The following is a 25,619-nucleotide window of genomic DNA, read 5'->3' as shown; positions in this document are numbered from 1 at the left end:
CAGGCGGACGTCACTTCGTGACGAACGCCGCCTGCCGACGGGCCTCGCCGCGCGCAGCCCGTCCCGGGGCCGTCGACGCGTTGATCGCGAGCACCGACAGCAACTCGTACGCGACGTGCGCTGCCGCGATGCCGGTGATCTCGGCGTGGTCGTATGCGGGCGCGACCTCCACGATGTCGGCGCCGACCACGTTCAGGCCGACGAGTCCGCGCAGCGTGTTCAACAACTCGCGGGACGTCATGCCGCCGGCCTCGGGTGTTCCGGTGCCCGGCGCGTGCGCGGGATCGAGGACGTCGATGTCCACGGACACGTAGACCGGACCGCCGTCGAGCCGTCGACGCATCCGTTCGACGATGCTGGCAACGCCGTCCACCTCGTAGTCGTCGGAGCGGATGACCTGGAAGCCGAGAACGGCGTCGTCCTCGAGGTCCTTCTTGCTGTACAGCGGGCCGCGGATGCCGATGTGCTGCGAACGCTCCAGGTCGATCAGCCCCTCCTCGCTGGCCCGCCGGAACGGGGTGCCATGCGTGTAGGGGGCGCCGAAGTAGGTGTCCCACGTGTCCAGGTGCGCGTCGAAGTGCAGCACGGCGATGGGACCGTGGTCGCGGGCGAGGGAACGCAGGATCGGCAGGGCGATGGTGTGGTCGCCGCCGAGCGTCAGCACGGTCGAGCCGTCCTTGCGCAGGTCGGTGACGGCGCCGTCGACCGTGGCCAGGGCTTCCTGGATGTCGAACGGGTTGACGCCGATGTCACCGAAGTCGGCGACCTGCTGCGCCGCGAAGGGGTGCACGTCGAGTGCGGGGTTGTACGGACGCAGGAGCTTCGACGAGGCGCGGATGTGGCCGGGGCCGAAGCGTGCGCCGGGACGGTAGCTCACGCCGGAGTCGAACGGGACGCCCATCACCGTGACGTCGGCGCGGGACACCTCGTCGAGCCGGGGGAGGCGGGCGAACGTGCTGGGTTCGGCGTAGCGCGGGGTGCGGGTCGCGTCGACGGGGCCCTGGATGCGGGTCGCGTCGATTGGGCCCTGGATGTCGTCTGTACTCATCGGAATCCTTCGGTGTGTGCCGGAGACGTGGCGTCGTCGTATCGTTTCCTTGGAACGCATTCTTGTCAACACTTGTTTCCTATACGAGACACAACGAAGGATCAATGCATGGCGAACGAGCTCGCAACCGAAGGTGCGTCGGGCGTCGACGCGCCCCGGATCGGACCCCGGCTCAAGGCCGCCCGGCAGGCCCAGCGCCTGACCCTCGACGAACTGGCCGCGAGCTGCGGCATCACCAAGGGCTACCTGTCGAAGATCGAACGGGACCACGCGAGCGCGTCCGTCGCCACGTTGGTGCGCATCTGCGCCGCCCTGAACATTCCCGTCGGGTCCCTGTTCGAGAGCTCCGCCGCAGGTGAGGTGGTACGCGCCGACAACTACCCGCCGATCAGCTTCGGCGGCGAGCGCATGGCCGAGTTCCTGCTGACACCGTTCGGCGAGCGCCGCATCCAGTCGCTCCTGAGCCGGATCGAGCCCGGCGGCGGGAGTGGCTCGGAAACGTACGAACTACCGGTCGACGTCGCCTTCGTCTACGTCGTCTCGGGCCGGATCTGCATTTCCTTCAACGGTCCGGGGGCCGGGGAGGACGTGACGCTCGCGACCGGGGACGCGTTCACCTTCTCTCCCCAGTTGCCGCACAGCTTCCGCGCACTCGGCGACGACACCACGACCGTTCTGTGGATTCTGGCCCCCGCACTACCGGACGACGTCCGGCCCACCTCCCGCTAGGAAACCGTCAAGCGGTTTAGGAAACATGTGTTGACAGTCACGGCTCGCCCGTTCATTGTTGTCCACATCACTCCACCGCTCAGGAGCTCAACGTTGGATATCACCAAGATTTCTCCGCGCCCGCCGGGACTGGCAGGCGCACTCCGCGCCCGCAAATCGGTCGACGCGATCGTGGCGCGCAACGACCAGGAACCCGGTCACGGCCTCAAGCGGTCGATGGGCCTGGTGCACCTCACCGCACTGAGCATCGGTGCGTCGCTGGGAACGGGCATCTTCGTCATCCTCGGCGAGGCGACGCCCAAGGCCGGCCCCGCCGTCGTCCTCGCCTTCGTGCTCGCGGCGTTCACCGCACTCTTCTCCGCCCTCTCCTACGCGGAACTCGCAGGCAGCATCCCCGTCTCCGGTAGCTCGTACTCGTACACCTACGCGACGATGGGCGAACTCTTCGCGTGGATCTGCGGCTGGTGCCTGATGCTCGAGTACGGCGTCTCGGTCGCGGCCGTCGCCGTCGGCTGGGGCGAGTACATCAACGAACTGCTCCACGGCATGTTCGGCATCGCGCTACCCGCCGCGATCAGCGAATCACCGGGAGCGGGCGGCATCGTCAACGTGCCCGCCATCGTCATCGTGCTCGTCGCGGTGGCACTGCTGACCCGGGGAGCGTCCGAGAGCGCCCTGGTGAACACGGTCATGGTCGCACTGAAGATCCTCGTGCTCGTGTTCTTCTGCGCTGTCGCGTTCACCGCGTTCCGCGCCGGAAACTTCACGCCGTTCATCCCCCTCGGTGCGGCAGGCGTGACGGCCGCGGCCTCCCAGGTGTTCTTCGCCTACATCGGGTTCGACGCCGCCTCGACCGCAGGCGACGAAGCGAAGAACGCGAAGCGCGACCTTCCCCGCGCCATCATCCTCTCGCTCCTGATCGTCACGATCCTCTACTGCCTGGTCGCGATCGCGGCTGTCGGCGCGATGCCCTGGCAGGACATCGCGGGCGAGGGCGCCGCACTCGCGACCATCCTGAATGCCGCCACCACCAGCACCTGGCCCGCCATCCTCCTGTCGGCCGGCGCGGTGATCGCCATCGCCAGCGTCGTCCTCGCCGTCATGTACGGGCAGACCCGGATCCTGTATGCGATGTCGCTCGACGGTCTCGTGCCGCGGGTCTTCTCCCGCGTCAACCCGCGCACCCGGGTGCCCGTCGTCAACATCGTGGTCGTCGGCGGTGTCGTCTCCGCGCTCGCGGGGTTCGTGCCGCTGGGCGAACTGGCCGACGCGACGAGCATCGGCTCGCTGTTCGCGTTCATGCTCGTCAACATCGCCGTGATCATCCTGCGCCGCCGCCACCCCGACCTGCACCGCAGCTTCCGGACCCCGCTGTTCCCGCTGATGCCGGTCCTCGGCGTCGTGTTCTGCGCGCTGCTGCTGTTCGGCCTCGGCGTCTCGACCTGGGTGGCGTTCGCTCTGTGGATGGCAGTCGGGCTCGCGATCTACTTCGCGTACGGCGTCCGCAAGTCCGAACTCCGCAACAGCCCGGAAAGGGTGACGGCACCATGAGGGCAGCACTGTTCCAAGGCCCCGAACTCTCCTTCGACGTCGCGGCGAACCTTTCCGCCATCGCGTCCGCCGCGCAGACGGCGGCGGCTTCCGGGGCGTCCATCCTCGTCTGCCCGGAGATGGCGGCCACCGGCTACAACATCGGATCCCTCATCGCGGCGCGGGCCGAACCCGCCGACGGACCGATTGCGGCACGGATCGCGGAGATCGCGCGCGAATCCGGAATCGCCGTCGTCTACGGATACCCCGAGGCGGACGCCGGGGTCGTCTACAACAGCGTGCAGGTGTTCGACCCGTCCGGGACGTCACTCGCCAACTACCGCAAGACCCACCTGTTCGGTGAGCTCGACCGCTCGCACTTCGCCGCCGGCGACGAACTGGTGGTCCAGTTCGACCACGCCGGAATCCGGTGCGGACTCCTGATCTGCTACGACGTCGAGTTCCCCGAAACCGTTCGCGCGCACGCCGACCGGGGAACCCAGTGGCTCGTCGTCCCCACCGGTCTGATGAGTCCGTACGAATTCATCGCGGAGAGCGTCGTCCCGACCCGGGCGTACGAGAGTCAGCTGTTCGTCACGTACGTCAACAGGTGCGGCACCGAAGCCGACCTCGACTACTGCGGATCCAGTTGCGCGATCGCGCCCGACGGCACCGAACTCGCCCGCGCCGGCCGCCACGAGGAGGTCGCGATCGTCGACCTCGAACTCGACGTCCTCCACCGATCCCGCCGTGAAAACACCCATCTCGACGACCGACGCGTCGACCTCTACCCCTTCATGCAGGAGAAGACTTCATGACGATCCCCGTCACTCCGGACAGCACCGCCGCGGACACCGATCCCAAGCCGCTCACCATGTTCGGCCCCGACTTCCCGTTCGCCTACGACGATTACATCGCGCACCACTCGGGCCTCGGCGCGGTGCCCGCCGACCGCCACGGCACCGAGGTGGCAGTCATCGGCGGCGGACTGTCGGGAATGGTCACGGCGTACGAGCTGATGAAGCTCGGCCTCAAACCGATTGTCTACGAAGCCGATCAGATCGGTGGCCGGATGCGGTCGCAGCCGTTCGACGGGCACCCGGACGTGGTCGCCGAGATGGGCGCGATGCGGTTCCCACCGTCGTCGACCACCCTGTTCCACTACCTCGACGCCATGGGACTGCGGACCGAGGCGTTCCCGAACCCGCTCGCCGACAGCACCCCCAGCACGGTCATCGACCTCAAGGGCGAAAGCTACTACGCGCAGCACCTCGACGACCTGCCGCCCGTGTTCCGGGAGGTGTCGGATGCGTGGCAGCGCACACTCGAGGATCACGCCGAGCTGATTCCGCTGCAGCAGGCGATCCGCGACCGCGACACCGCCGAACTCAAGCGCATCTGGAACGACCTGGTGGTCCGGCTGGACGATCAGACGTTCTACGGCTTCCTCGCCTCGTCGAAGCACTTCGCGTCGTTCCGGCATCGGGAAGTCTTCGGGCAGGTCGGTTTCGGCACCGGCGGCTGGGACACCGACTTCCCCAACTCGATCCTCGAGATCCTGCGCGTCGTCATCACCGCCGCCGACGACCACCACCGCGGCATCGTCGGCGGGTCGCAGCAACTGCCCCTGCGCCTGTGGACCGACACTCCGTCGGGGATGACGCACTGGCCGGACGGCACGTCGGTGCGCGCACTGAACGCCGGAAGCACCCGTCCCCGCGTCACGGAGGTCCGGAGGACCGCACCGCACCAGGTGACGGTCACCGACTCGTCCGGTGAGATCCGCACCTACCCCGCCGCCGTCTTCACGGCGCAGAGCTGGATGCTGCTCAACAACATTCACTGCGACGACGACCTGTTCCCGATCGACCACTGGACCGCGATCGAACGCACCCACTACATGGGGTCGACGAAGGTGTTCGCCCTCGTGGATCGTCCGTTCTGGAAGGACAAGGATCCGGTCACCGGCCGCGACCTCGTCAGCATGACCCTGACGGACCGGATGAGCCGCGGCACCTACCTCCTCGACCACGGCGACGACAAGCCCGGCCTGATCTGCCTGTCCTACACGTGGTCCGACGATTCGCTCAAGCTTCTGCCGCTCGACGCGACGGAGCGGATGAACCTCATGATCAAATCGCTCGAGGAGATCTACCCGGGGGTGGACTTCCGCAGTCACATCATCTCGACTCCGGTCACGCTGTCGTGGGAAACCGAACGCGACTTCATGGGTGCGTTCAAGGCCAACCTCCCCGGCCACTACCGGTACCAGGAACGGCTGTTCAGCCATTTCGTCCAGGACGAACTCGACCCACGGCATCGCGGCATCTTCCTGGCCGGCGACGACATCTCATGGACCGCGGGCTGGGCGGAGGGTGCCGTGCAGACCGCACTCAACGCCGTCTGGGGAGTGATGCACCACCTGGGCGGCGCCACCCCCGCCGACAACCCCGGCCCGGGCGACCGGTACGCCGAGCTCGGCCCGATCCGCTTGTGCGACTAGTGCCTTCGGCCTGTGAGTACTTATTAACGTCCCGCGGTTAATAAGTACTCACGGGCGCGTCAGCCCAACCAGTCCAGGACCGCGGCGGCCGTCCACGACTGCTGCATGCTGCCGAGGGGCTGACCGGTGAACGGTTCGTAGTACTCGGCGAAGCTGCCGTCGCTCGCCTGCCGCAGCCCCTCGGACCGCAGCAGGTGGGCGCGCTCGGCCCACCCGCGCCGGGCGAACGCCCAGGAGAACAGCCACGTCATCACCGGCCACACCGGACCGCGCCAGTACTCGCGCGGGCGGAAGTCGCCCGACACCGGCGACGTCGACGGCGGCACGGCGTACCGGAGGTCGGGGTGACCGCAGAATTTCGGTCCCTCGAACGTGCGGAGCAGGGCCCGTTCGGCGTCCCGGCTCAGGCCGCCACACAGCAGGGGCGAGAACATGGCGAGGGTTTCGGTGGAAATCCACCGGCCGCTGCGCAGATCGAAATCGCGTGCCGCCCCGGACCGTTCGTCGGTGGTCGTGAGGACGCCCTGCCGGAACCGGGCCGCCCACCCGTGCAGCTCCCGGACGTCGGAGTTCGGCATCGAGTGTTCCTCACCGATGGTCGCGAGCACCTCGCACGCCATCGAGAACACGGCGCTGACGAACACGTCCTCCACCGCGAAGCTCATGGCGGTGGCCAGTTCCTCGTCGTCGTAGCGGACGGTCTTCATCTCCTCGAGCAGCCACAGGTAGCGGTCGTATTCGCCGTTGGACGGCCGCTGTCCGGTGTCGGCCACGTGGGACAGGTCCTCGCGCAGATACGTGGGCATCACCCCGGCCACGACGTTGGCGTACGAGTGGTCCCAGCGCGGCGAGTTGTCCATGCCGGACTCCCAGCCGTGGTACAGCGCGATCCGGCCGTTGCCGTCGAGGTCGCGGGCGTTGGCCAGCCAGCGGTGCCAGCGCACGAGGTCGGGCCAGCGCCGGTCGAGGAACTCCTCGGCGACGGCGCGGGTGCTGCGACCGTGCCTGCGCGAGTGGTCGAGGATGCGCTGCACGGCGATGGCGTGCACGGGCGGCTGGGTGATCCCCGACGTCTGCGTGCCGCTCGGCGCGTGCGCCGCGAGGGTCCCGCACTCCCACCGCCCGGGGCCGGGGAAGTATCCGTCGACGCCGTTCGCGAACACGATGTGCGGGATCATGCCGTTCTTCCACTGCGCCGACAGCAGGGTGTCGAGTTCGACGACGGCCCGCTCCACACTCAGGGGCGCCAGGCCGACCGCGACGAACGCCGCGTCCCAACTCCACATGTGCGGGTACAGGCGCGGCGCGGCACTCGTCATCGTGCCGAGGTCGTTGCCGCGAAGCAGGTACGCGGCACGTGCCGCGAGCTGTGTCGGGGTGAATCCGCGGTCCGCCATTGCACCATTCTGCTGCGGGTCGGCCCACATCGCTCGTCGGACGGGGTTCAGCCTGCGAATCCGCACAGGGTCAGCGTCGGACGCGAGTTGCGCAGCGGCCGCGATTCCGACAGCCTGCGGAGCAGGGTCGACCCCCACAGACCGCGGCCGAGAGGCAACATCACCTCACGGGTGAACGCGAGGTCCGGCACCTGTCCGGGCAGGTCCGCCGCCTCGCCGGCGGAGAGATGGAACGGCATCGGCGGGACGGTGTAGCCGCCGTGAATCCGCAGTCCCTTCTGCGTCTTGCGGCTGAACCATTTCGGCACCGAATCGAACATCATCCGGCCGCCGGGGAAACGCCGGGCGCAGTCGCCGATCAGGGACAGCGACTCGTCGGCGGGCAGATACATCAGCAGGCCCTCCGCCGAGACGAACACGCCCCGGCCGGTGTCGACGTGGTCCATCCACGAGCGGTCCAGCGCGGACACCGCAAGTGTGGTGACGTTCGGCTCGTCCGGCAACAGTTGCCTGCGCAGGGCGACCACCTCGGGCAGGTCGATCGACACCCACCGGACGTCCGGGTCGCCGATCCGCCAGTAGCTGGTCTGCAATCCTTCACCGAGCGCGACGACCGTTCCGCCGGGGTGACCGTCGAGGAACTCCCGTATCTCGTCGTCGAAGGCCCGAGCGCGCAGAGCGTGGGATTGGCTCGGCTTCCCGAAGTTCTCGTACGGATAGTCGAGGGTCTCGTAGAGCGTCACCGGCGAGCGGGTCGACCAACGTGCCGTCGGGACGCGACGCCTCGACGGCACGGTTGCGGAGGGTCCACATCATCGTCGCGGGAACACCGGTCAGGGTGGTCGCGTCCACCCGTTCCCCGTCGTCGTCAGGCACGCGGCACCGGCTCTGCTTCTTCGAGCTTGGAGTGCTTGCGCGAGTAGAAGAAGTACACGATCAGACCGAGGATCAGCCAGATCCCGAACCGCAGCCAGGTCTCCCACGGCAGCGAGAGGATGAGCCAGCCGGAGAACACGACGCCGATGATCGGGATGACCGGCATGAACGGAAGCTTGAACGTGCGGGGGACCTCGGGGCGGGTGCGCCGGAGCACCGCGACCGCGATGCAGACGACGATGAACGCCGACAGGATCCCGATGTTGGTGAGTTCCGCGACCGTGTTGATCGGGAAGAACCCGGCCAGCAGCGCCGAACCGATCCCCACGATCCACGTGACCCGCGTCGGAACCTTGCGCACCGGGTGCGTCTTCGCGAACCATTCCGGGAGCAGGCCGTCCCGGCTCATCGCGTACCAGACGCGGGTCACACCGAGCATGAAGGTGAGCACGACGGTGATGATGCCGACGATGGCACCGACCGCGATGATGTTCGCGACCCCGGGCATGCCGACCGAATCGAACGCGGTGGAGAAGCCGCTCTCGGGGCTGATCTCGGTGTACTTCTGCATCCCGGTCAGCACGAGGGTGACCAGGACGTACAGCGTCATCGCGATGCCGAGGGAGTACAGGATCGCCTTCGGCAGGTGCTTGGTGGCGTCCTTCGATTCCTCGGCGGCCGTGCTCATCGCGTCGTACCCGAAGACGGCGAAGAACACGGTGGCCGCGCCGGTGAACACGGCTGCGGTGCCGAACGGGAAGTAAGGGGTGTAGTTGGCGCTGTCGATGTGGAAGACGCCCAGCACGATGATGAGGACGACCAACGCGACCTTGATCGCCACCGCGACCGTCTCGAATCGGCCGACACTGCGGATTCCGCGCGAGAGCACCCACGCGGTCCCGAGGCAGAACAGGGCTGCGAAGACGTCGAACACGTGCCCGTCGCCGGTGCCCAGCGCGCCCATCATCCAGTCGGGCAGGCTGATGCCGATCTGTTCGAGGAGAAACCGGAAGTACCCGGACACGCCGATGGCGACGACGGCCGCCACCGCGATGTATTCCAGCAGCAGGTCCCAGCCGATGAACCAGCCGACGATCTCGCCGAGCGCCACGTAACCGTAGGTGTAGGCCGATCCGGCCTTGGGGATCATTCCGGCGAACTCGGCGTAACACAGTGCGGCCGCAGCACTGGCGACACCGGCGATCAGGAAGGAGATCAGCACGGCCGGGCCGGTGACGGAATGCGCGACCGAGCCGGCGAGGGAGAAGACGCCTGCGCCGATGATGCCGCCGACGCCGATCGCGGTGAGTTGCCACAGGCCGAGCGATTTGGTCAGACGCTCGTCGGGCGGGGTGTCCTCGTCGACCTCGGTGAGCGGTTTGCGGCGCAGCATTTGGGTGCGCAACTTGTCCATCGACATTGCCGGGCTCCGTTTCCCAGTGGGGTGAGATGCGGTATCTCACTCAATCACCTTTTCGGGCCGGCGTGGGCCAGGAACACCGGACTCGGTGGCCGTCGTCACCCTTGCAGGAATACGGTAGGGGGGTATGGTAGTTCTCGGATAGGACATCGATACCCCCGAGAGAGGCAGATCCGTGAGCACCTCGAGCGTCACCGTCACCGGCATGACCTGCAACCACTGCGTGTCCTCGGTCACCGAGGAGATCAGCGCACTCCCCGGCGTCACCAACGTGAACGTCGATCTGGCCACCGGCAAGGTCGTCATCGACAGCACCACCGACCTCGATCCGAGTGCCGTCGCGGGCGCTGTCGAAGAAGCCGGGTATTCCGTCGCCGGCTGAGCCGGCACCTCCAACGCGGCCGCCTGAGCCGGCACCTCCAACGCGGCCGGCTGAGCCGGCACCTCCACCACAGGAGACCCACCATGAACGCAACCGGCAAGTTCGCCGGATTCACCGTCGGCCTCGTCGTGATCTTCGGCGCCGCGCTCGCACTCGGGTCGGTTGCCGGCCCGGATGTGGCCGAGCCCGCCGCGCACACGGCCGAGGACGACGGACACGGAGCGGCAGGTCACGGCGCCGCCGCCGACCCGACCCCGGGCGGACTGACGCCCACTGCCGACGGCTACACCCTCGCACTCGCATCCGACCAGGTCACCGCGGGTGCCGCGGTCCCGGTGCAGTTCCGGATCACGAACCCCTCGGGGGTACCCGTGACGGACTACACCGTGGAGCACGAGAAACTGCTGCACCTGATCGTCGTCCGCCGGGACCTCGCCGGGTTCCAGCACGTGCACCCGACGCTCGACGCGACCGGAACGTGGAGCGTCCCCCTCGACCTCACTCGCGGCGGCGACTACCGCGTGTTCGCGGACTTCACCCCGGCAGGCGGCGAAGGCGTCACCCTGGGCACGGATCTGCGCGTCGCGGGCACCTACGACCCGCAGGAACTGCCGGCACCCGCACCGACCGCCACCGTGGACGGCTACACCGTCACACTCGACGGCACGTTGCGGCCGGGAGAGACGTCGAACGTGACGCTCTCGGTGAGCCGCGACGGGCAGCCCGTCACGGATCTGCAGCCCTACCTCGGCGCATACGGTCACCTGGTGGCGCTGCGCACCACCGACCTCGGATACCTGCACGTACACCCGGACGGACGTCCCGGTGACGGCGTCACCGCGGCGGGCCCCGGAATCGACTTCGCCGTCACCGCACCCGGCGCGGGCGACTACCGGCTGTTCCTGGACTTCCAGCACGCCGGCGCCGTCCACACCGCCGAATTCACCGCCACCGCCGGACCGGAGGAGAAGTGATGACCCGCTCGACCGACCTCGCGGCACCGCCCGATTCCCAGATCGAACTGGCCATCGGCGGAATGACCTGCGCGTCGTGCGCCAACCGCATCGAGCGCAAGCTGAACAAACTCGACGGCGTCACCGCGACCGTCAACTACGCGACGGAGAAGGCCCGCGTCCATTACGACGCCGCCGACGTCTCGCCCGAAGACCTCGTCGCCACGGTCGAGCAGGCCGGGTACACGGCGCGACTGCCCGAGGTGAAGCCCCCGGCCCCGGAGGAGGAGGACCCGGCGGCGGAACTGCGGCAGCGGCTGCTCGTGTCCGCGGTGCTGACGGTCCCGGTCATCGCGATGGCGATGATCCCGGCACTGCAGTTCACCAACTGGCAGTGGCTCTCGCTCACCCTCGCGGCCCCGGTCGTGGTCTGGGGTGCGTGGCCGTTCCACAAGGCCGCCTGGACCAACCTGCGGCACGGCACCGCGACCATGGACACCCTGGTGTCGATGGGCACGCTGGCCGCGTTCGGCTGGTCGCTGTACGCACTGTTCTGGGGCACGGCAGGCATGCCGGGGATGACGCACCCGTTCGAGCTCACGATCGCGCGGGTCGACGGCACCGGCAACATCTATCTGGAGGCCGCGGCCGGCGTCACCACGTTCATCCTGGCCGGCCGCTACTTCGAGGCCCGCGCCAAACGCCGGGCGGGAGCGGCACTGCGGGCGCTGCTCGAACTGGGCGCCAAGGAAGTGTCGGTACTGCGTGACGGCACCGAACAGCTGATCGGCATCGACCAGCTCGAGGTCGGCGACCTCTTCGTGGTCCGTCCCGGCGAGAAGATCGCGACCGACGGCGTCGTCGCCGAAGGTTCGTCGGCGGTGGACGCGTCGATGCTGACCGGTGAATCCGTGCCGGTCGAGGTGTCGCCGGACTCCGAGGTGGCGGGTGCGACGGTCAACGTCGGCGGTCGAATCGTGGTTCGCGCCAGCCGGATCGGAGCCGACACCCAGCTCGCGCAGATGGCGTGGATGGTCGAGGACGCGCAGACCGGCAAGGCCGAGGTGCAACGCCTGGCCGACCGGATCTCCGGCATCTTCGTCCCGATCGTGATCGCATTGTCGGTCGCGACCCTCGGTTTCTGGATCGGCACCGGCGGTTCGGTCGCCGCCGCGTTCACCGCCGCGGTGGCCGTCCTGATCATCGCGTGCCCGTGTGCGCTCGGACTCGCCACCCCGACCGCCCTCATGGTGGGCACGGGACGCGGAGCCCAGCTGGGCATCCTGATCAAGGGACCCGAAGTTCTGGAATCGACCCGGCGAGTCGACACGGTGGTGGTCGACAAGACCGGCACCGTCACCACCGGCACGATGTCGCTGCACGACGTGATCGCCGCGGACGGCCAGGACGGGGAGCAGGTTCTGCGGTTCGCCGGCGCACTCGAGGACGCGTCCGAGCATCCCATCGCACGGGCGATCACCCGCGCGGCACGGGACCGGTTCACGACGCTGCCCGAAGTGGAACAGTTCACCAACATCGCGGGACTCGGCGTCCAGGGCATGATCGACGGACATGCGGTGGTCATCGGCCGCGCGAAACTGCTCCGCGACTGGTCGCTGCACCTCACCACGGAACTCCAGCGCGCCGTCGACGCGGCGGAGTCGGAAGGCAAGACGGCCGTCGGGATCGGCTGGGACGGCCAGGCGCGCGGCGTGCTCGCGGTCGCCGACACCGTGAAGCCGACGTCACGCGAGGCGGTGGCGCAGTTCCGCGAACTGGGCCTCACCCCGATCATGCTCACCGGCGACAACAATTCCGCGGCCCGGGCGATCGCCGCCCAGGTCGGCATCGGCGAAGTGATCGCGGAGGTACTGCCCCAGGACAAGGTCGACGTGATCAAGCGTCTGCAGGCCGAGGGCAAGGTGGTCGCGATGGTCGGCGACGGGGTCAACGACGCCGCCGCTCTCGCGCAGGCCGACCTCGGTCTCGCCATGGGAACCGGCACGGACGTGGCCATCGAGGCCAGCGACCTCACGCTGGTGCGCGGCGACCTGCGGGCCGCGGCCGACGCGATCCGGTTGTCGCGCAGGACGTTGAGCACGATCAAGGGCAACCTGTTCTGGGCCTTCGCCTACAACGTCGCGGCGTTGCCACTGGCGGCGGCGGGCCTGCTCAACCCCATGCTGGCCGGCGCCGCCATGGCATTCTCATCGGTGTTCGTCGTGAGCAACAGCCTGCGACTGCGCCGCTTCCAGCCCCTGACCACTCCCACCCGAGGGGAACACTCATGACCGAGCAACCGAACACCGACCACGACCACACGGCCGGCCACGGGTACATCAGCGCCAAGGACGACTACCTCAAGCGCCTGCGCCGCATCGAGGGCCAGGCGCGGGGACTCCAGCGGATGGTCGAGGACGAGAAGTACTGCATCGACATCCTCACGCAGGTCTCCGCGATGACCAAGGCGCTGCAGGCCGTGGCGCTGGGTCTGCTCGAAGACCACATCAGCCACTGCGTCGTCGACGCCGCCGTCGCGGGCGGCTCCGAGGCCGACGCGAAGATCAAGGAAGCCACCGACGCCATCGCACGACTGGTGCGTTCCTGAAACCAGACCACGAGAGCAGCTTCCGAGGGAGCAGGCATGTCTCACGATCATCAGCAGCAGGAAATGGAACGGGTCCGGCACACCGACCACGCTGATCGGCACGCCGGTCACGGCGCGCACGGCGAGGTGTTCCGGCAGAAATTCTGGATCAGCCTCGCACTGTCGGTGCCGGTGGTGGTGTTCAGCCACATGTTCGCCGACCTCCTCGGCTACACCGTCCCCGACTTCCCCGGTGCGTCGTGGATTCCGCCGGTGGTCGGCACCGCGATCTTCTTCTACGGGGGCGCGCCGTTCCTCACCGGCGCGTGGGGTGAGCTGAAGTCGCGGCGGCCCGGCATGATGCTGCTGATCGGCATGGCGATCACGGTCGCGTTCGTCGCGTCGTGGATCACGACCCTGCAGATCGGCGGGTTCAACCTCGACTTCTGGTGGGAGCTGGCGCTTCTCATCGTCATCATGCTGCTCGGCCACTGGCTGGAGATGCGGGCGCTGGGGTCGGCGTCCGGCGCCCTCGACGCACTCGCCGCGCTGCTGCCGGACACCGCCGACAGGGTCACCGACGACGGTGTCACCGAGGTGCCCGTCTCCGAACTCGCCACCGGCGACCTGGTGCTGGTGCGGGCCGGTGGTCGCATCCCCGCCGACGGCACCGTCGAGGACGGCCGCGCGGAGGTCGACGAATCGATGATCACCGGCGAATCCAACCCTGTCCCACGGTCGGTCGGCGACACCGTGGTGGCCGGCACCGTCGCCACCGACAGCGCGCTGCGAATCCAGGTGGGCGCGGTGGGGGAGGACACCGCCCTCGCCGGCATCCAGCGGCTGGTCGCCGACGCGCAGTCCTCCTCGTCCCGGGCGCAGGCCCTCGCCGACCGCGCCGCGGCGTTCCTGTTCTACTTCGCCTCGATCGCAGGGCTTCTCACGTTCCTGGTGTGGTCGCTGCTCGGCAACGTGGACGAGGCCGTGGTGCGGACCGTCACCGTTCTGGTGATCGCCTGCCCGCACGCACTCGGTCTGGCGATACCCCTCGTGATCGCCATCTCCACCGAGCGTGCCGCGAAGGCCGGTGTCCTGGTGAAGGACCGGCTGGCGCTCGAACGCATGCGCAACGTCGACGTCGTCCTGTTCGACAAGACCGGCACCCTGACCCAGGGCAAGCACGTCGTCACCGGGGTGGTCACCACCGCGGGTGTCACCGAGACCGAACTGCTCGCGCTCGCCGGCGCCGTGGAGGCCGACAGCGAGCACCCGGTCGCGCGGGCCATCGTCGCCGAGGCGGCCGCGAACGTGCCCGCGGACGAGCGGCGCACCGCGTCCGACTTCCGGTCGCTGCCCGGACGCGGGGTGCGCGCAGACGTCGACGGTATACCCGTAGAGGTGGGCGGGCCGGCGATGCTCGCCGAACTGAACGTGACCGTCCCCGAAGACGTTGCCGCGCAGACGACACGGTGGGTCGAGCGCGGTGCCTCCGTCCTCCACCTCGTCCGCGACGGCGCGGTGCTCGGCGCGGTGGCGCTCGAGGACGCCGTCCGCGAGGAGTCCCGGCAGGCGATCGACGCCCTGCACGAGCGCGGTGTGAAGGTCGCGATGATCACCGGAGACGCCCGTCAGGTGGCCGACGCCGTCGCCGCCGATCTCGGTATCGACGAAGCGTTCGCCGACGTGCTACCGGAGAACAAGGACGCCGAGGTGGCCGCCCTCCAGGCCCGCGGTCACCGGGTGGCGATGGTCGGCGACGGCGTCAACGACGCGCCTGCACTCGCCCGCGCGGATGTCGGCGTCGCGATCGGCGCCGGCACGGACGTCGCCATCGAGTCGGCGGGTGTCGTCCTCGCCGCCGACGATCCCCGCGCCGTCCTCTCGATCATCGACCTGTCCCAGGCGAGCTACCGCAAGATGTGGCAGAACCTGGTGTGGGCCACCGGCTACAACGTCATTGCCGTCCCTCTGGCCGCCGGTGTCCTCGCGTTCGCCGGGGTCGCGATTTCACCCGCGGTCGCGGCGATCCTGATGTCCGTGTCCACCATCGTCGTCGCACTCAACGCGCAGCTGCTGCGACGCCTCGATCTGGATCCGGAACGGCTGAGCCGACACTGACCCGCTCTGCGTCGACCGGGCCGGCCCCCTCGCTATCTGCTGTCGGTCAGTACTTCGATCTTGCGGGAGAGGCCGAACAACACCGCTCCCAGAAGGACGGCTCCCGAGCCGACGAGGAGGAAGAAGGTTCCGGTGGAAATTGTCGTGAACAATCCGCCGAGTAGGCCGGAGAGCGTCGATCCACCGGCGAGGGTCAGGAAGAGCAGTGCCACGGTTTGCGCCGTGAATCGCTCGGGTGCAATGCGCGTGGCCAGTGCGAGTCCGACCGGTCCGACGAAGATTTCGGATGAACCGGCAACGGCCATGCTGACGAGAACCAGGAGCGGTGGCACGGTCTTGTCGGGAAAGAACTGCGAGAGCAACAGCAGCAGGTAGGCGCAGCCGACCATGGTCAGCCCGATGGCGAACTTCGCGGACGTAGTCGGTTGGCGAGTACCGAGTTTCGTCCACAACATGGCGACGAGAGGGGTGAGCAGGACCGCGGAGACCGGGCTGATGGTGGTCAGCCAGGGAGCGGGTACCTGCCAGCCACCGACATCGAGATCGACCCGATCCTTGATGAACACCGAGATGGTGGTGAACTTCTGGAACAGGAACCCGAAGTACAGCAGGCTTGCGATCCACAGTGGGATGAAGCCCCTCATACGACGCTTCTCCGCCGGTGTCACGTTCGGCGAACGCAGGATCACGGTGAAGTAGATGATCGCGGCGACGAGGATGACGGCCCCGACGAAGTGCGAGAGGTTGGTGTTGTCGACGAACCCGAGCTGCCAGAGGGCGACCACGAACGCAGTCACGGCGGCGACGGCGGCGAACGCGTAGGGCAGGTGCGTGCGAGCGATCGGATTCTTGACGACGCCGGCCTCGGCGGGAAGGTCGCGCATCTTCCACGAGTATTGGATGAGCGCCCCGACCATTCCGACAGCGGCGAGGCTGAAGGCCGCGTGGAATCCCCACCTGCTCTGGGTGAATCCGGTGAGCAGCGGTCCGAATGCGGAGCCGGTATTGATGGCCATGTAGAAGTACGAGAAACCGGCGTCGCGTGCGGGGCGATTGTCGGCATAGAGCATGCCCACTATCGACGTGATGTTCGTCTTGAGCGCGCCGGTACCCAGGACGATGAGCGTGAGCCCGAAGGCCAGGCCGGAGAGTCCGTCGAGTATCGCGAGAGCGAGGTGGCCGACGGTGATGACGACGGCGCCGTAGAGGACCATTCGGCGTGGCGCGATCAGCCGATCGGCGATCCATGCCCCGAGAATCTGGGACAGGTAGACCGATCCGCCGTAGGCGCCGACGATGCTGACCGCGGTCGCCGGCGCGAGATCGAGTCCGCCGTCGCTGAGTGAGTACAACAGATAGAAGCTGAGAACTCCCTGCAGGCCGTAAAAGCTGAAACGCTCCCAGAGTTCGGTGAACGCCAGGTTCCACAGACCCTTGGGTTGCCCGAGCGAGTCGGACCGCGTCCGTTCGACCGTGCGGTGGTACTCGGTTGCGACGCTCTTGTCGATCTCGGTCATGTCTCTCCCTGTGTTCGGGGAAGGGGTGTAGTTCGTACCGGCGCCTCGGCGCTGAGCGCGTGCTGGTGGTGAGAGATCAGCGCCCGGCGATCTTGTCGGCCAGCAGCGCGAGTCGGGAGGTGCGAGGGCCGGCCGCTCGAGCCTCGAGAACGTCGGCGATCGAGTAGATGCGGTAGAGGCCGTGTGCGCCGATCCACCGGAGCGGTTCGGGTTCCCAGCGTCGGGGCATCTGACGAACCCACGGCAACGTGGAGAGCTTGGTATCACCCTGCAGGATCAGGTCGGAAGCGATGCGGCCGGCGAGATGGGCGGCCGTCAGCCCTTGGCCGGCGTAGCCGCCCACGCGCAGGATCTTGCTGCTCGGGTCGTTGTCGATGAACGGTGACCAGTCGCGGGTCACCCCGAGCACACCGCACCACGCGTGGGCGGCGGCGAGGGGGACTTGCGGGAACAAGTCCGCCAGGAGGTTGGTCAGTGCGGCAATGGTGTGCTGGTCGACTTCACCGTCACGGTCGACTCCGGAGGCGAAGCGGTACGGTTTGCCGCGGCCGCCGATCGCGATGCGCCCGTCGGGCGTTCGCTGGCCGTAGAAGTACGTGTGGGCTGCACCCGACACGCCGTCGCCGTGCGCCCAGCCGATCTGCTCCCACTGATCGTCGGTGAGCCGATCGGTCACGAGCATCGCGCTGTTGAGGGGGAGCATCCGCCGGCGCTGTCCCCGCTGCCGGGAGGAATAGCCTTCGGTGGCGAGCACGACATGCCGACGTGCCCGGACGGTGTGAGCGCCGACAGCGAGTCGGCCGGGCTCGATCGTGTCCACCCGCGACGAGGTGTAGATGCGCACCCCGGCCTTTTGAACGGTCCGGGCAAGGGCGAGCAGCATCTTCACGGGATCCACGCAGTAGTTGTCCGGTGAGTACAGGGCGCCCGTCACACCGGCGATGTTTACCCGCTCGCTCGCCTCGGCGGCGGTGAGGAGGCGGAGGCGGCCTTCGTCGACGCCCCAGCTACGGCTCTTGGCAAGGTAGTTTTCGATCCGGTTCTGTTCGCTGGCCGAGCGGGCCACCTGCATCCAGCCGCCATGGCGGGCGTCGATGTTCTGAGCGCCGAGCACGTCGACGACGTCGTGGATGGATTCTTCCAGTCGCTGTTCGATCTCGAGGACACCGGCACGACCACCGTGTTGACGTGCCAGAACATCACGGATTCCAACGGGTTTCGCGGACAACCAGCCGCCGTTGCGTCCGGAGGCCCCGAATCCGAGACGCTCGGCTTCGAACACGGCGACGGACAGTGTGGGGTCGGCCTGGGTGAGGGCCCACGCGGTCCACAGTCCTGAGAGTCCACCGCCCACGATCGCGACATCGACTTCCTCGTCGCGGTCCAAGGGCACGGTCGCGGGGATGTCGAGATCATCTCGCGACATCCAGTGGGAAAGGTGGCCGTTTCGCATGGAGAGACTCCCCGGTCAATTTTTCTTTACCTAAGATCAAGTTATCTTGATCACAACCAAAGGCTGATGTACTTTCTGAGGTATGTCAAGTGCATCGACGGACGACGGTTCGCCAGCGGTCGATCCCCATTCACTGGGTGCGCGACTGCGCTCACGACGGCGCGCGCTGCGGTTGACGCTGGCCGAGGTCGCCGCAAAAGCCGAGGTCAGTGAGGGGTTTCTCAGCCAGCTCGAACGGGACCGCAACACTGCCAGCATCGCGACGCTGCAGAGGATCTGCGCGTGCCTGGAGATGAACGTCGGCGAGTTGTTCACCGAGGCATCGACGACCGCTGTGCACCGGTACCGCACCGCGCATTTCAATGCCTTCGGCACCAACGCGCGGAAGGTCCGCATCACGCCGACCACCCATCGCCAGCTCGAATCGTTCATCGGGGAGTTCGGCCCGTACGGGACCACCGGTGACGAGCTGTACGCACACGGCGACTCCGAAGAAGTGCTGCTCGTCATCTCCGGCCGCATCGAGGTCACCGTCGGTGAGCACACCGACGTGCTCAACGCACTCGACAGCGTCGCGTACTCGAGCGCCAGCCCGCACCGCGCCCGGGAGATCGACGGCAAGCCCGCTGTGGCGCTCTGGATGATGTCGCCACCGAGCTACTGAAGCGTCACCCGTCGCAATGCGGACATCAGCCCGTCGACCGTGTCGGTGACCGCCGCGACGTACGCGTCGGGGCGGATGACCCACACCTCACCGGGCTTCGCGTCCAACGCGGCGGTGAGGACGCCGGTGCTGTCGATCTCCGACAGCCGGACGAGGCGGATCGGCGTGTGCACCGTGTCGAGTGCCGCGCTGCGGATCTCGTCGACGTCCACACCGTCACCCGCGAGAAGCAGGATTCCGTGCCGGGCGATGGCGCGGAGCCGGGTGCCGGCACCGCCCTGCAACGTCACCGGGGTGTCGGGCAACAGGATTCCCGGCGCCGCGGCCGGGGTGCAGCCACGCTCGGGGCGCCCGGCGAAGGGTCGCTGCGGATCGATTGTGGTCACGGGTGATTCGACGTACCAGAACGGCTCGGCGAGGCGTCCGCTGTCGACCCGGGCCCGCGCCTCCGGGTCGGTGACCGCCGCGGTGAGCACGTCGCGCCGGTGCCGGTGCTGATCCTCGGACTGCGGGACGAGGAAGTCCATCGTCGCCGTGGTGACCGCGATGTTTTCGACGGCCGCCGCGTGCCGCTCGGTGTGGTACGTCTCGAGCAGCGACTCGCCGGCCCAGCCCCGCAGGACGAACGCGAGCTTCCATGCCGCGTTCTCGGCGTCGGCGACACCGGAATTCAGTCCTCGCGCCCCGAATGGCGACACGATGTGCGCGGCATCGCCGGCCAACAGCACCCGGTCGACGCGCATTCGGTTCGCGACCCGGGAGTGGAAGCGGTACACCGATTTCCACACGATCCGGTAGTCGGTGTCGCCGATGATCTTCCGGATCCGCGCGTCCAACGCGCCCGACTTCTCCTCGGCCTCGAGGTCGTACTCGCCGGGCACCTGCCAGTCGATGCGGAACGTCGAGTCCGGGCACGGGTGGATGAGCACCTGCCTGCCCGGGTTCCACTCGGGATCGAAGTAGAAGCGGCGTTCGTCGGCCCAGCCCGGGATGTCGGCGGCGATGTCGCAGATCAGGAACTTGTCGTCGAACGAACGACCGTCGAACGTGACACCCAGCTGCCGCCGGATCGCGCTGCCCCGCGACCCCACAGCCACCACCGCGTAGTCCGACGTGACGGTCTCCTCCCCGGAGCCGGTGCGGCAGGTGATGGTCACGCCGGTCTCGTCCTGATCCACCGACGTGGCCTCGTATCCCCACCGGACGTCGATCGACGGCGTCGCCGCGATCCGCTCGTCGAGCAGTTCCTCGGTCCGTGCCTGGGAGATGTTGACGAACGGCGGGAACGACGAGATGCCGCGGTCGACGAAGGTCTGCGCGAACAGTTCGTGGTCGCGGTGGAAGGTGCGGGCGCACCCCCACGTCACGCCCTCGTCGGCCAGTTGCCTGCCGACGCCGATCGCGTCCCACACCTCGAGGACGTCCCGCTGCTGGCAGATGGCTTTCGATCCGATCGGGTCCCGTTCGGCCCGGGCGTCGAGCAACGTGACCGGAATGCCCCAGCGTGCCAGCAGCAACGCCGTCGTCTGCCCCACCGGGCCGTTGCCCACGACGGTGACCGTGCCGCCGCGGGTGTGTCGTCTTCCCATGATCCTCGCCTTGTCAGTGTGAAACGGTGACGGACGTCAGCCCTGCAACTGGTCCCAGACCTCGCGGTCACGCTCGGCGGTCCAGATGACGGGCCGTTCGATGCCCGACAGCTCGTCCCACACGCGGGAGACGTCGAACGGGAGGCAGTGTTCGAAGATCGGCCAGTGCCCGTACTGCTCGTTCAGTGCGGCATGGGTGGCCTCGAACGCCTCCTTCAGGGTGCCGCCGCGCTGCTGCACCGCCCCGACCTCGGCCAACATGACCTCGATGAAATGGCGGGTCTGCTCGATGGCGGCGTCGACGGCCTCCCGACCGTGGGAGACGGCGCCGCGTCCGCCGATCAGGACCTCCGCGCCGAGCGCCTTGATCCGGTCGAGGGTGCCGGTGGACCAGTCGCGGTGGAACGCGTCGCCGGTGTAGAGCGCGGCCTGCGCCTCCACGAGGTCGCCGGCGAAGAGGATCTTCTGCTTCGGCAGCCACGCGGTGATGTCACCCTCGGTGTGGCCGCGGCCGAAGTGCTGGAGCACCAGGTCGCCGCGTCCGCCGCCGAGGTCGATGGTGAGCCTGTCGGCGAACGTCAGGGTGGGCCACGTCAGTCCGGGCACCGAGTCGGCAGCCTTGGCGAGGCGGGGCATGCGTCCGAATTCGCTAGCCCAGTCTTCCTTTCCACGCTCCTCGATGAGGGCGCGGGTGGTCTCGTGCGCCACGATGGTCTCGGCGTCGAACGCGGACGCACCGAGCACGCGGACGGCGTGGTAGTGCGAGAGCACCAGGTACCGGACCGGCTTGTCGGTGTGCTCGCGCAGCTTGCGCAACCAGTCCTGCGCGGCCACCGGGGTGGCGAGTGCCTCGAAGCAGACGACGAAGTCCTCGCCCTCGATGGCGCCGATGTTGGGATCCCCCTCGGCGGTGAGGGCGTACACGCCGTCGGCCAGGACCTCGAGCGTCTGCTCCTTCTCACCGAGGTCGGCCGACGAAGCGAAGCTTGTGGGGCTCATGCGATCCACCTAACTAATCAAAGGTTTGATTGATGGTGGCCACAGTAACCCGGATCACAAAATAATGAAAGCCTTGATCAAAAATCGGCCTGGGATCCCTGCGCCCGCGGCCGACCGACCGGACGAACGGGACGCTCGTTCGATCTGACGTAACGAGCGTCCCGTTCGTCGCGACGGGGGTGGGTAGACGGGGGTGGGTATCCGGCAGGCTCAACCCTTGATGAGGTCGTCGATCTGGCCGATCGCCTGCGAGGCGCCCTCGACCACGCCCATGTCGAGCACCTGCTGGAGACCTTCGGCGGTTGCGTAGGTGCTGACGTAGGTGGCGATGGTGCTGCCGTCCTTGTCCTGGAAGGAGAACTCGTTGGTGGACACTGGCATCGATTCGATCGGGGTGAAATCCGCATCGGCGAATCCGTCGGTGAAGGTGAATCCGGTCGGCTCGTCGACGGAGATGATGTTCCAGTAACCGGCATGCTTGTCACCCTCGGGCCCGGTCATGTAGTAGGTGACCCGCCCGCCGGGGGCGAACTCATGGTCGACCACCGTCGCCGGGTATGTCGGTGGACCCCAGATCTTTTCGAGCTGGCGCGGATCGGCATAGATCTGCCAGATCCGTGCTCGGGGCGCGGCGAACTCGGCGGTGATGGTCAGGGTCAGTGCATCGATGTCGTGGCTGACATTGGTGACAGGCATCGTTCATTCCTTCCGTTGGGGTTGTGTTGCGATCAGTTCGTCAATGCGTGCGATACGTCCACGCCAGACCTGTTCCAGCTCGGCGAGCATGGACGACACTGCGCGAACTGCGTCCACATCGCCCGTGGCGAGTTGTTCACGGCCGCTGCGTCGTTTGACGAGTAGGCCAGACTTCTGGAGGACGGCGACGTGCTTCTGCACGGCAGCGAAACTCATGTCGTATTTCGCGGCCAGTGCCGAGACGGAATGCTCGCCGGCCAGCACGCGACGCATGATGTCGCGCCTCGTTCGGTCGGACAGCGCGTGGAACAGGGCATCGGCCCGGTCCTCATCTGTTTCTGACACCCTCAGAACATACAACCGATTGGTTGTATGCGCAAGGCTGCTTCGACTTTCAGGATGCGAGTGGGCGCGGATGGCACCTTCGACGTACGAGCTCGCGAATCACCTCAGGGAGCTGGTCACGCTGCCACCGGCATTCACGTCGTCCTGCTGCACGCGCGGCTTTGATCGCATAGGCGGCAGCACCGAGTTCATGCGCTGCAGGGCCAGAAGCTGATGATCCGAGTCGGTGAGGGTCCCACCGCGGCGGATCGTGACGAAGCGAGGGTCTCGGACCTTCGGGAGGATCTGGCTGGAACTTCTCTCACTTGCATCCGGCCACAGCACCCGACGGCCGCGCATACCACCCGCCTCGGATCTGAATACTGTTTGCGGGCAGCGCAGGTCGAGATGGAGAATTGTTACCCGGTTTGCCGGAGACCGGTGTGGGCGAGGCAGATGTCGGCAAGCTCGTCGAGCGACAGGGGAAGCACCCGGGCGAGGGCCGCGACAGTGGTGAACGCGGGTGTCGCCATCCGCCCGGTCTCAATTTTTCGAAGAGTCTCCGGTGAGATCCCGGCCTCCTGCGCGACCTCGGCGAGGGTGCGATCACCCCGTGCCTGCCGCAGCTGATGACCGAGGCGCTTGCCTGCGGCCAGCTGTTCCGGGGTCAGAGGGAGACGCACCATGCGAGCAGTCTAACCCTGCAGCGGTATGAAAATCCCAGCCCGCGGTCTAGAGTGGTATTTTAATACCGAATTTGTGCGTACGAAGAGGAGTAGTTGGTGCTGGAACTGAAAACACCCCGCGAGGTCGCTGCGATGGACGTCACCGGCACATTCATCGCCGAGTTGCTCGACGATCTCGAACACCGCGCCGAACCGGGCGTGAATCTGCTCGAACTCGAAGACCGAGCCCGCCAGTTGATCGCCCAGCGCGGCGCCACGTCGTGCTACTGGGACTATGCGCCGTCATTCGGGCGCGGACCGTTCCGCAACGTCATCTGCCTGTCGGTCAACGACGCGGTACTACACGGCCTGCCGCACGACTACGTGCTGCAGGACGGGGACCTGCTGAGCATGGACATCGCAGTCTCCATCGACGGGTGGGTCGCCGACTGTGCCCGCAGCATCATCGTCGGCGATCCACGACCCGAGGACGCGCGCCTCATCGCAGCCACCGAAAAGGCCCTGACAGCCGGAATCGCCGCCGCGTTACCCGGCAACCGGCTGGGCGATGTGTCTGCGGCGATCGGCGCGGTCGCCGCCGAGTACGGGTACCCGGTCAACACCGAGTTCGGTGGTCACGGGCTCGGGCGGACCATGCACGAAGATCCGCACGTATCGAACACCGGACGTGCGGGCCGAGGACTCACACTGCGCCCGGGGCTGACCCTCGCCCTCGAACCGTGGTTCGCCGCCGGCACGGACGAGATCGTCTACGACCCCGACGGGTGGACCATCCGCTCGGCCGATGGATCGCGCACCTCGCACAGCGAGCACACCATCGCGATCACCGACGGCGCGCCGCTCGTGCTGACGCGCCGGGAACAGGTCGCTGCATCTGCACCGTGATTGCCAAGCCCCCGGACGACGGTCCCCGCCGAACGAACGGGACGCTCGTTCGATCTGACGCAACGAGCGTCCCGTTCGTCGCGACGGGGGCGAAGGGGGCGAAGGGGGGGTGAGGGGGTGGCTAGCGGTGTCACCCCGCGAGCAGGACCCCGACCAGGGCGATCGATGCCACCCAGACGGTGGAGATGCCTGCGAGGACGAAGGGTCGTGCGCCGACCTTCTTGATCGTGGCGATCTGGACGCCGGCGCCGAGGGCGAACATCGCGGCGGTGAGGAGGGCGGTCTGCACGATCTTGGCCTCGGCGAGCAGGCCCGTCGGCAGCAGGCCGGACGACCGCAGGCCGACACAGGCGAGGAACGCGAGGACGAAGAGCGGGACGAGCGGCGGCCGCTTCACGTCGGCGTCGGTGCCGGCGAGCCTGCGCTGGCGCACGCTGAGGACGGCCATGACCGGGGCGAGCATGAGGACGCGGGCGAGTTTGACCACCGCGGCCACGCCGAGGGCGGCACCGCCGATCGCGCCGCCCGCGGCGACCACCTGTGCAACCTCGTGGATGGAGCCGCCCGCCCACAGGCCGGCGTCGGTGTCGGAGAGTCCCAGCGCCCGCGACAGCAGCGGGATCGCGGGAATCATGAGCGTGCCGAAGATGACGACGAGCGCGACCGCGGTGATCACCTCTTCCTCGTCGGCGTCCACGACACCGTCCACCGCCGCCACGGCGGCCGCACCGCAGATCGAGAATCCACAGGCGATGAGCAGGTGCTGCGTCCAGCTCAGGCCGAGCAGCTTGCCCGCGAACATCGTTCCCACGATGCCGAGACACACAATCGCGACGACCACGACGATGACGCCCCAGCCCAGTCCGAGGATGTCACTCAGCATCAACTGGAGCCCGAGGAGGGCGATGCCCACCCGCAACAGCTTCTTGGCGGAGAACTGCAGTCCCGGGCGCAGGCGTTCGGGCAGATGCACGGCGTTCGACAGAACGGCGCCCAGCACGATGGCGATGAGCAGCGGGCTCACCGTCGGCAGGAACCGGCCGACACCCATGGCGACGGCGGTGGCGACGGCGCACAGCGCCAGGCCCGGCAGGAGAGTGGCCGTGGCGGTCTGGAGTCGCGGCAGCGTTCCCGTGCTCTCGACGCGCTGTTCCTCGGACTTCGATTCGCTCAGTTGACTACTCATGAATCCACGGTCCGTCACGGCGGCCGTCTCCGGTAGCCGTCATCTCGGCATGTACATATATCATCGTGATATGTCTT

At 67.7% G+C, this 25,619-nt stretch carries 22 protein-coding genes and 2 pseudogenes; 11 read left to right on the top strand and 13 right to left on the bottom strand.

Annotation, left to right across the window (positions count from 1 at the left end; all coding sequences use genetic code 11):
• Positions 1–10 precede the first annotated feature (10 nt).
• Positions 11–1,048: an agmatinase gene (speB, locus tag OYT95_RS19860; RefSeq protein WP_037230299.1), complete on the bottom strand. Its 1,038-nt coding sequence runs from the start codon at positions 1,046–1,048 to the stop codon at positions 11–13.
• Between the two features lie 108 nt (positions 1,049–1,156).
• On the opposite strand from speB, the gene OYT95_RS19855 reads away from it, so the two are divergent.
• The 4 genes from OYT95_RS19855 (at position 1,157) to OYT95_RS19840 (ending at position 5,810) form a co-directional block, all read left to right on the top strand.
• Positions 1,157–1,777, top strand: a complete 621-nt coding sequence (locus tag OYT95_RS19855; protein WP_037230300.1) for a helix-turn-helix domain-containing protein — start codon at positions 1,157–1,159, stop codon at positions 1,775–1,777.
• 93 nt (positions 1,778–1,870) lie between these two features.
• Positions 1,871–3,328: an amino acid permease gene (locus tag OYT95_RS19850; protein WP_037230301.1), complete on the top strand. Its 1,458-nt coding sequence runs from the start codon at positions 1,871–1,873 to the stop codon at positions 3,326–3,328.
• A complete protein-coding gene (locus OYT95_RS19845) occupies positions 3,325–4,125 on the top strand; it encodes a carbon-nitrogen hydrolase family protein (protein WP_037230303.1) in 801 nt (266 codons plus the stop codon). Before OYT95_RS19850 ends, OYT95_RS19845 begins: the two co-directional genes overlap by 4 nt.
• Entirely contained in the window at positions 4,122–5,810 is a 1,689-nt protein-coding gene (locus OYT95_RS19840; RefSeq protein ID WP_268788752.1) for a flavin monoamine oxidase family protein, read from the top strand. Before OYT95_RS19845 ends, OYT95_RS19840 begins: the two co-directional genes overlap by 4 nt.
• A gap of 59 nt (positions 5,811–5,869) precedes the next feature.
• Here the strand turns inward: OYT95_RS19840 and ggh are convergent, their stop codons facing one another.
• The 3 genes and pseudogenes from ggh to OYT95_RS19825 form a co-directional block, all read right to left on the bottom strand.
• On the bottom strand, positions 5,870–7,207 hold the full coding sequence (gene ggh, locus OYT95_RS19835; RefSeq protein WP_037230412.1) for a glucosylglycerate hydrolase: 1,338 nt from the start codon (positions 7,205–7,207) through the stop codon (positions 5,870–5,872).
• Positions 7,208–7,254: 47 nt separating this feature from the next.
• Positions 7,255–8,023, bottom strand: a pseudogene (locus OYT95_RS19830) (class I SAM-dependent methyltransferase).
• A gap of 52 nt (positions 8,024–8,075) precedes the next feature.
• A complete protein-coding gene (locus OYT95_RS19825; protein WP_037230307.1) occupies positions 8,076–9,503 on the bottom strand; it encodes an amino acid permease in 1,428 nt (475 codons plus the stop codon).
• Between the two features lie 175 nt (positions 9,504–9,678).
• Here OYT95_RS19825 and OYT95_RS19820 point away from each other — a divergent pair, with 175 nt between their 5' ends.
• The 5 genes from OYT95_RS19820 (at position 9,679) to OYT95_RS19800 (ending at position 15,543) form a co-directional block, all read left to right on the top strand.
• Entirely contained in the window at positions 9,679–9,885 is a 207-nt protein-coding gene (locus OYT95_RS19820; RefSeq protein ID WP_005254342.1) for a heavy-metal-associated domain-containing protein, read from the top strand.
• Positions 9,886–9,968: 83 nt separating this feature from the next.
• Positions 9,969–10,859 carry a hypothetical protein gene (locus OYT95_RS19815; RefSeq protein ID WP_268788750.1) on the top strand — a complete coding sequence of 297 codons (891 nt, stop codon included), beginning with the start codon at positions 9,969–9,971 and terminating at the stop codon, positions 10,857–10,859.
• A complete protein-coding gene (locus OYT95_RS19810) occupies positions 10,859–13,129 on the top strand; it encodes a heavy metal translocating P-type ATPase (protein WP_268788749.1) in 2,271 nt (756 codons plus the stop codon). The genes OYT95_RS19815 and OYT95_RS19810 overlap by 1 nt, the downstream gene beginning before the upstream one ends.
• Entirely contained in the window at positions 13,126–13,446 is a 321-nt protein-coding gene (locus OYT95_RS19805) for a metal-sensitive transcriptional regulator (RefSeq protein ID WP_009476541.1), read from the top strand. The genes OYT95_RS19810 and OYT95_RS19805 overlap by 4 nt, the downstream gene beginning before the upstream one ends.
• A gap of 36 nt (positions 13,447–13,482) precedes the next feature.
• Entirely contained in the window at positions 13,483–15,543 is a 2,061-nt protein-coding gene (locus OYT95_RS19800) for a heavy metal translocating P-type ATPase (protein WP_268788748.1), read from the top strand.
• A 32-nt stretch (positions 15,544–15,575) separates the two neighbouring features.
• Here OYT95_RS19800 and OYT95_RS19795 read toward each other — a convergent pair whose 3' ends face one another.
• Together OYT95_RS19795 and OYT95_RS19790 are read right to left on the bottom strand one after the other, a co-directional pair.
• The gene (locus OYT95_RS19795) at positions 15,576–17,060 is read right to left on the bottom strand and encodes a peptide MFS transporter (RefSeq protein WP_128640582.1); all 1,485 of its coding nucleotides are present in this window, start codon (positions 17,058–17,060) and stop codon (positions 15,576–15,578) included.
• 76 nt (positions 17,061–17,136) lie between these two features.
• Positions 17,137–18,486 carry an NAD(P)/FAD-dependent oxidoreductase gene (locus tag OYT95_RS19790; protein WP_268788747.1) on the bottom strand — a complete coding sequence of 450 codons (1,350 nt, stop codon included), beginning with the start codon at positions 18,484–18,486 and terminating at the stop codon, positions 17,137–17,139.
• Between the two features lie 109 nt (positions 18,487–18,595).
• Between OYT95_RS19790 and OYT95_RS19785 the strand changes: the two genes are divergently transcribed.
• Positions 18,596–19,177, top strand: a complete 582-nt coding sequence (locus OYT95_RS19785; RefSeq protein ID WP_268788746.1) for a helix-turn-helix domain-containing protein — start codon at positions 18,596–18,598, stop codon at positions 19,175–19,177.
• Here OYT95_RS19785 and OYT95_RS19780 read toward each other — a convergent pair.
• From OYT95_RS19780 to OYT95_RS19755, 6 genes and pseudogenes are all read right to left on the bottom strand, one after another.
• Positions 19,171–20,766, bottom strand: coding sequence for an FAD-dependent monooxygenase (locus tag OYT95_RS19780; RefSeq protein WP_268788745.1), 1,596 nt, complete (start codon positions 20,764–20,766; stop codon positions 19,171–19,173). The two genes, OYT95_RS19785 and OYT95_RS19780, sit on opposite strands and share 7 nt — an antisense overlap.
• Positions 20,767–20,802: 36 nt before the next feature.
• Positions 20,803–21,765, bottom strand: coding sequence for an MBL fold metallo-hydrolase (locus OYT95_RS19775; RefSeq protein ID WP_268788744.1), 963 nt, complete (start codon positions 21,763–21,765; stop codon positions 20,803–20,805).
• Between the two features lie 210 nt (positions 21,766–21,975).
• On the bottom strand, positions 21,976–22,461 hold the full coding sequence (locus tag OYT95_RS19770) for an SRPBCC family protein (protein WP_037230323.1): 486 nt from the start codon (positions 22,459–22,461) through the stop codon (positions 21,976–21,978).
• A 3-nt stretch (positions 22,462–22,464) separates the two neighbouring features.
• Positions 22,465–22,806, bottom strand: a complete 342-nt coding sequence (locus tag OYT95_RS19765; protein WP_112300014.1) for an ArsR/SmtB family transcription factor — start codon at positions 22,804–22,806, stop codon at positions 22,465–22,467.
• 49 nt (positions 22,807–22,855) lie between these two features.
• Positions 22,856–23,145: pseudogene (locus OYT95_RS19760) on the bottom strand (hypothetical protein).
• Positions 23,146–23,204: 59 nt separating this feature from the next.
• Positions 23,205–23,471 (bottom strand): helix-turn-helix domain-containing protein, encoded by a 267-nt coding sequence (locus tag OYT95_RS19755; protein ID WP_005254325.1) that lies wholly within the window; start codon positions 23,469–23,471, stop codon positions 23,205–23,207.
• A gap of 96 nt (positions 23,472–23,567) precedes the next feature.
• Between OYT95_RS19755 and map the strand changes: the two genes are divergently transcribed.
• Positions 23,568–24,356: a type I methionyl aminopeptidase gene (gene map / locus OYT95_RS19750; RefSeq protein ID WP_037230328.1), complete on the top strand. Its 789-nt coding sequence runs from the start codon at positions 23,568–23,570 to the stop codon at positions 24,354–24,356.
• 130 nt (positions 24,357–24,486) lie between these two features.
• Here map and OYT95_RS19745 read toward each other — a convergent pair whose 3' ends face one another.
• Positions 24,487–25,542 carry a YeiH family protein gene (locus OYT95_RS19745; RefSeq protein WP_268788743.1) on the bottom strand — a complete coding sequence of 352 codons (1,056 nt, stop codon included), beginning with the start codon at positions 25,540–25,542 and terminating at the stop codon, positions 24,487–24,489.
• Positions 25,543–25,619: the final 77 nt, after the last annotated feature.

This window comes from Rhodococcus sp. JS3073, assembly GCF_026810085.1.
GTDB lineage: Bacteria > Actinomycetota > Actinomycetes > Mycobacteriales > Mycobacteriaceae > Rhodococcus_F > Rhodococcus_F wratislaviensis.
Note: the sequence above shows the minus strand (reverse complement) of the source record. Positions and strands in the feature narration are given on the sequence as shown.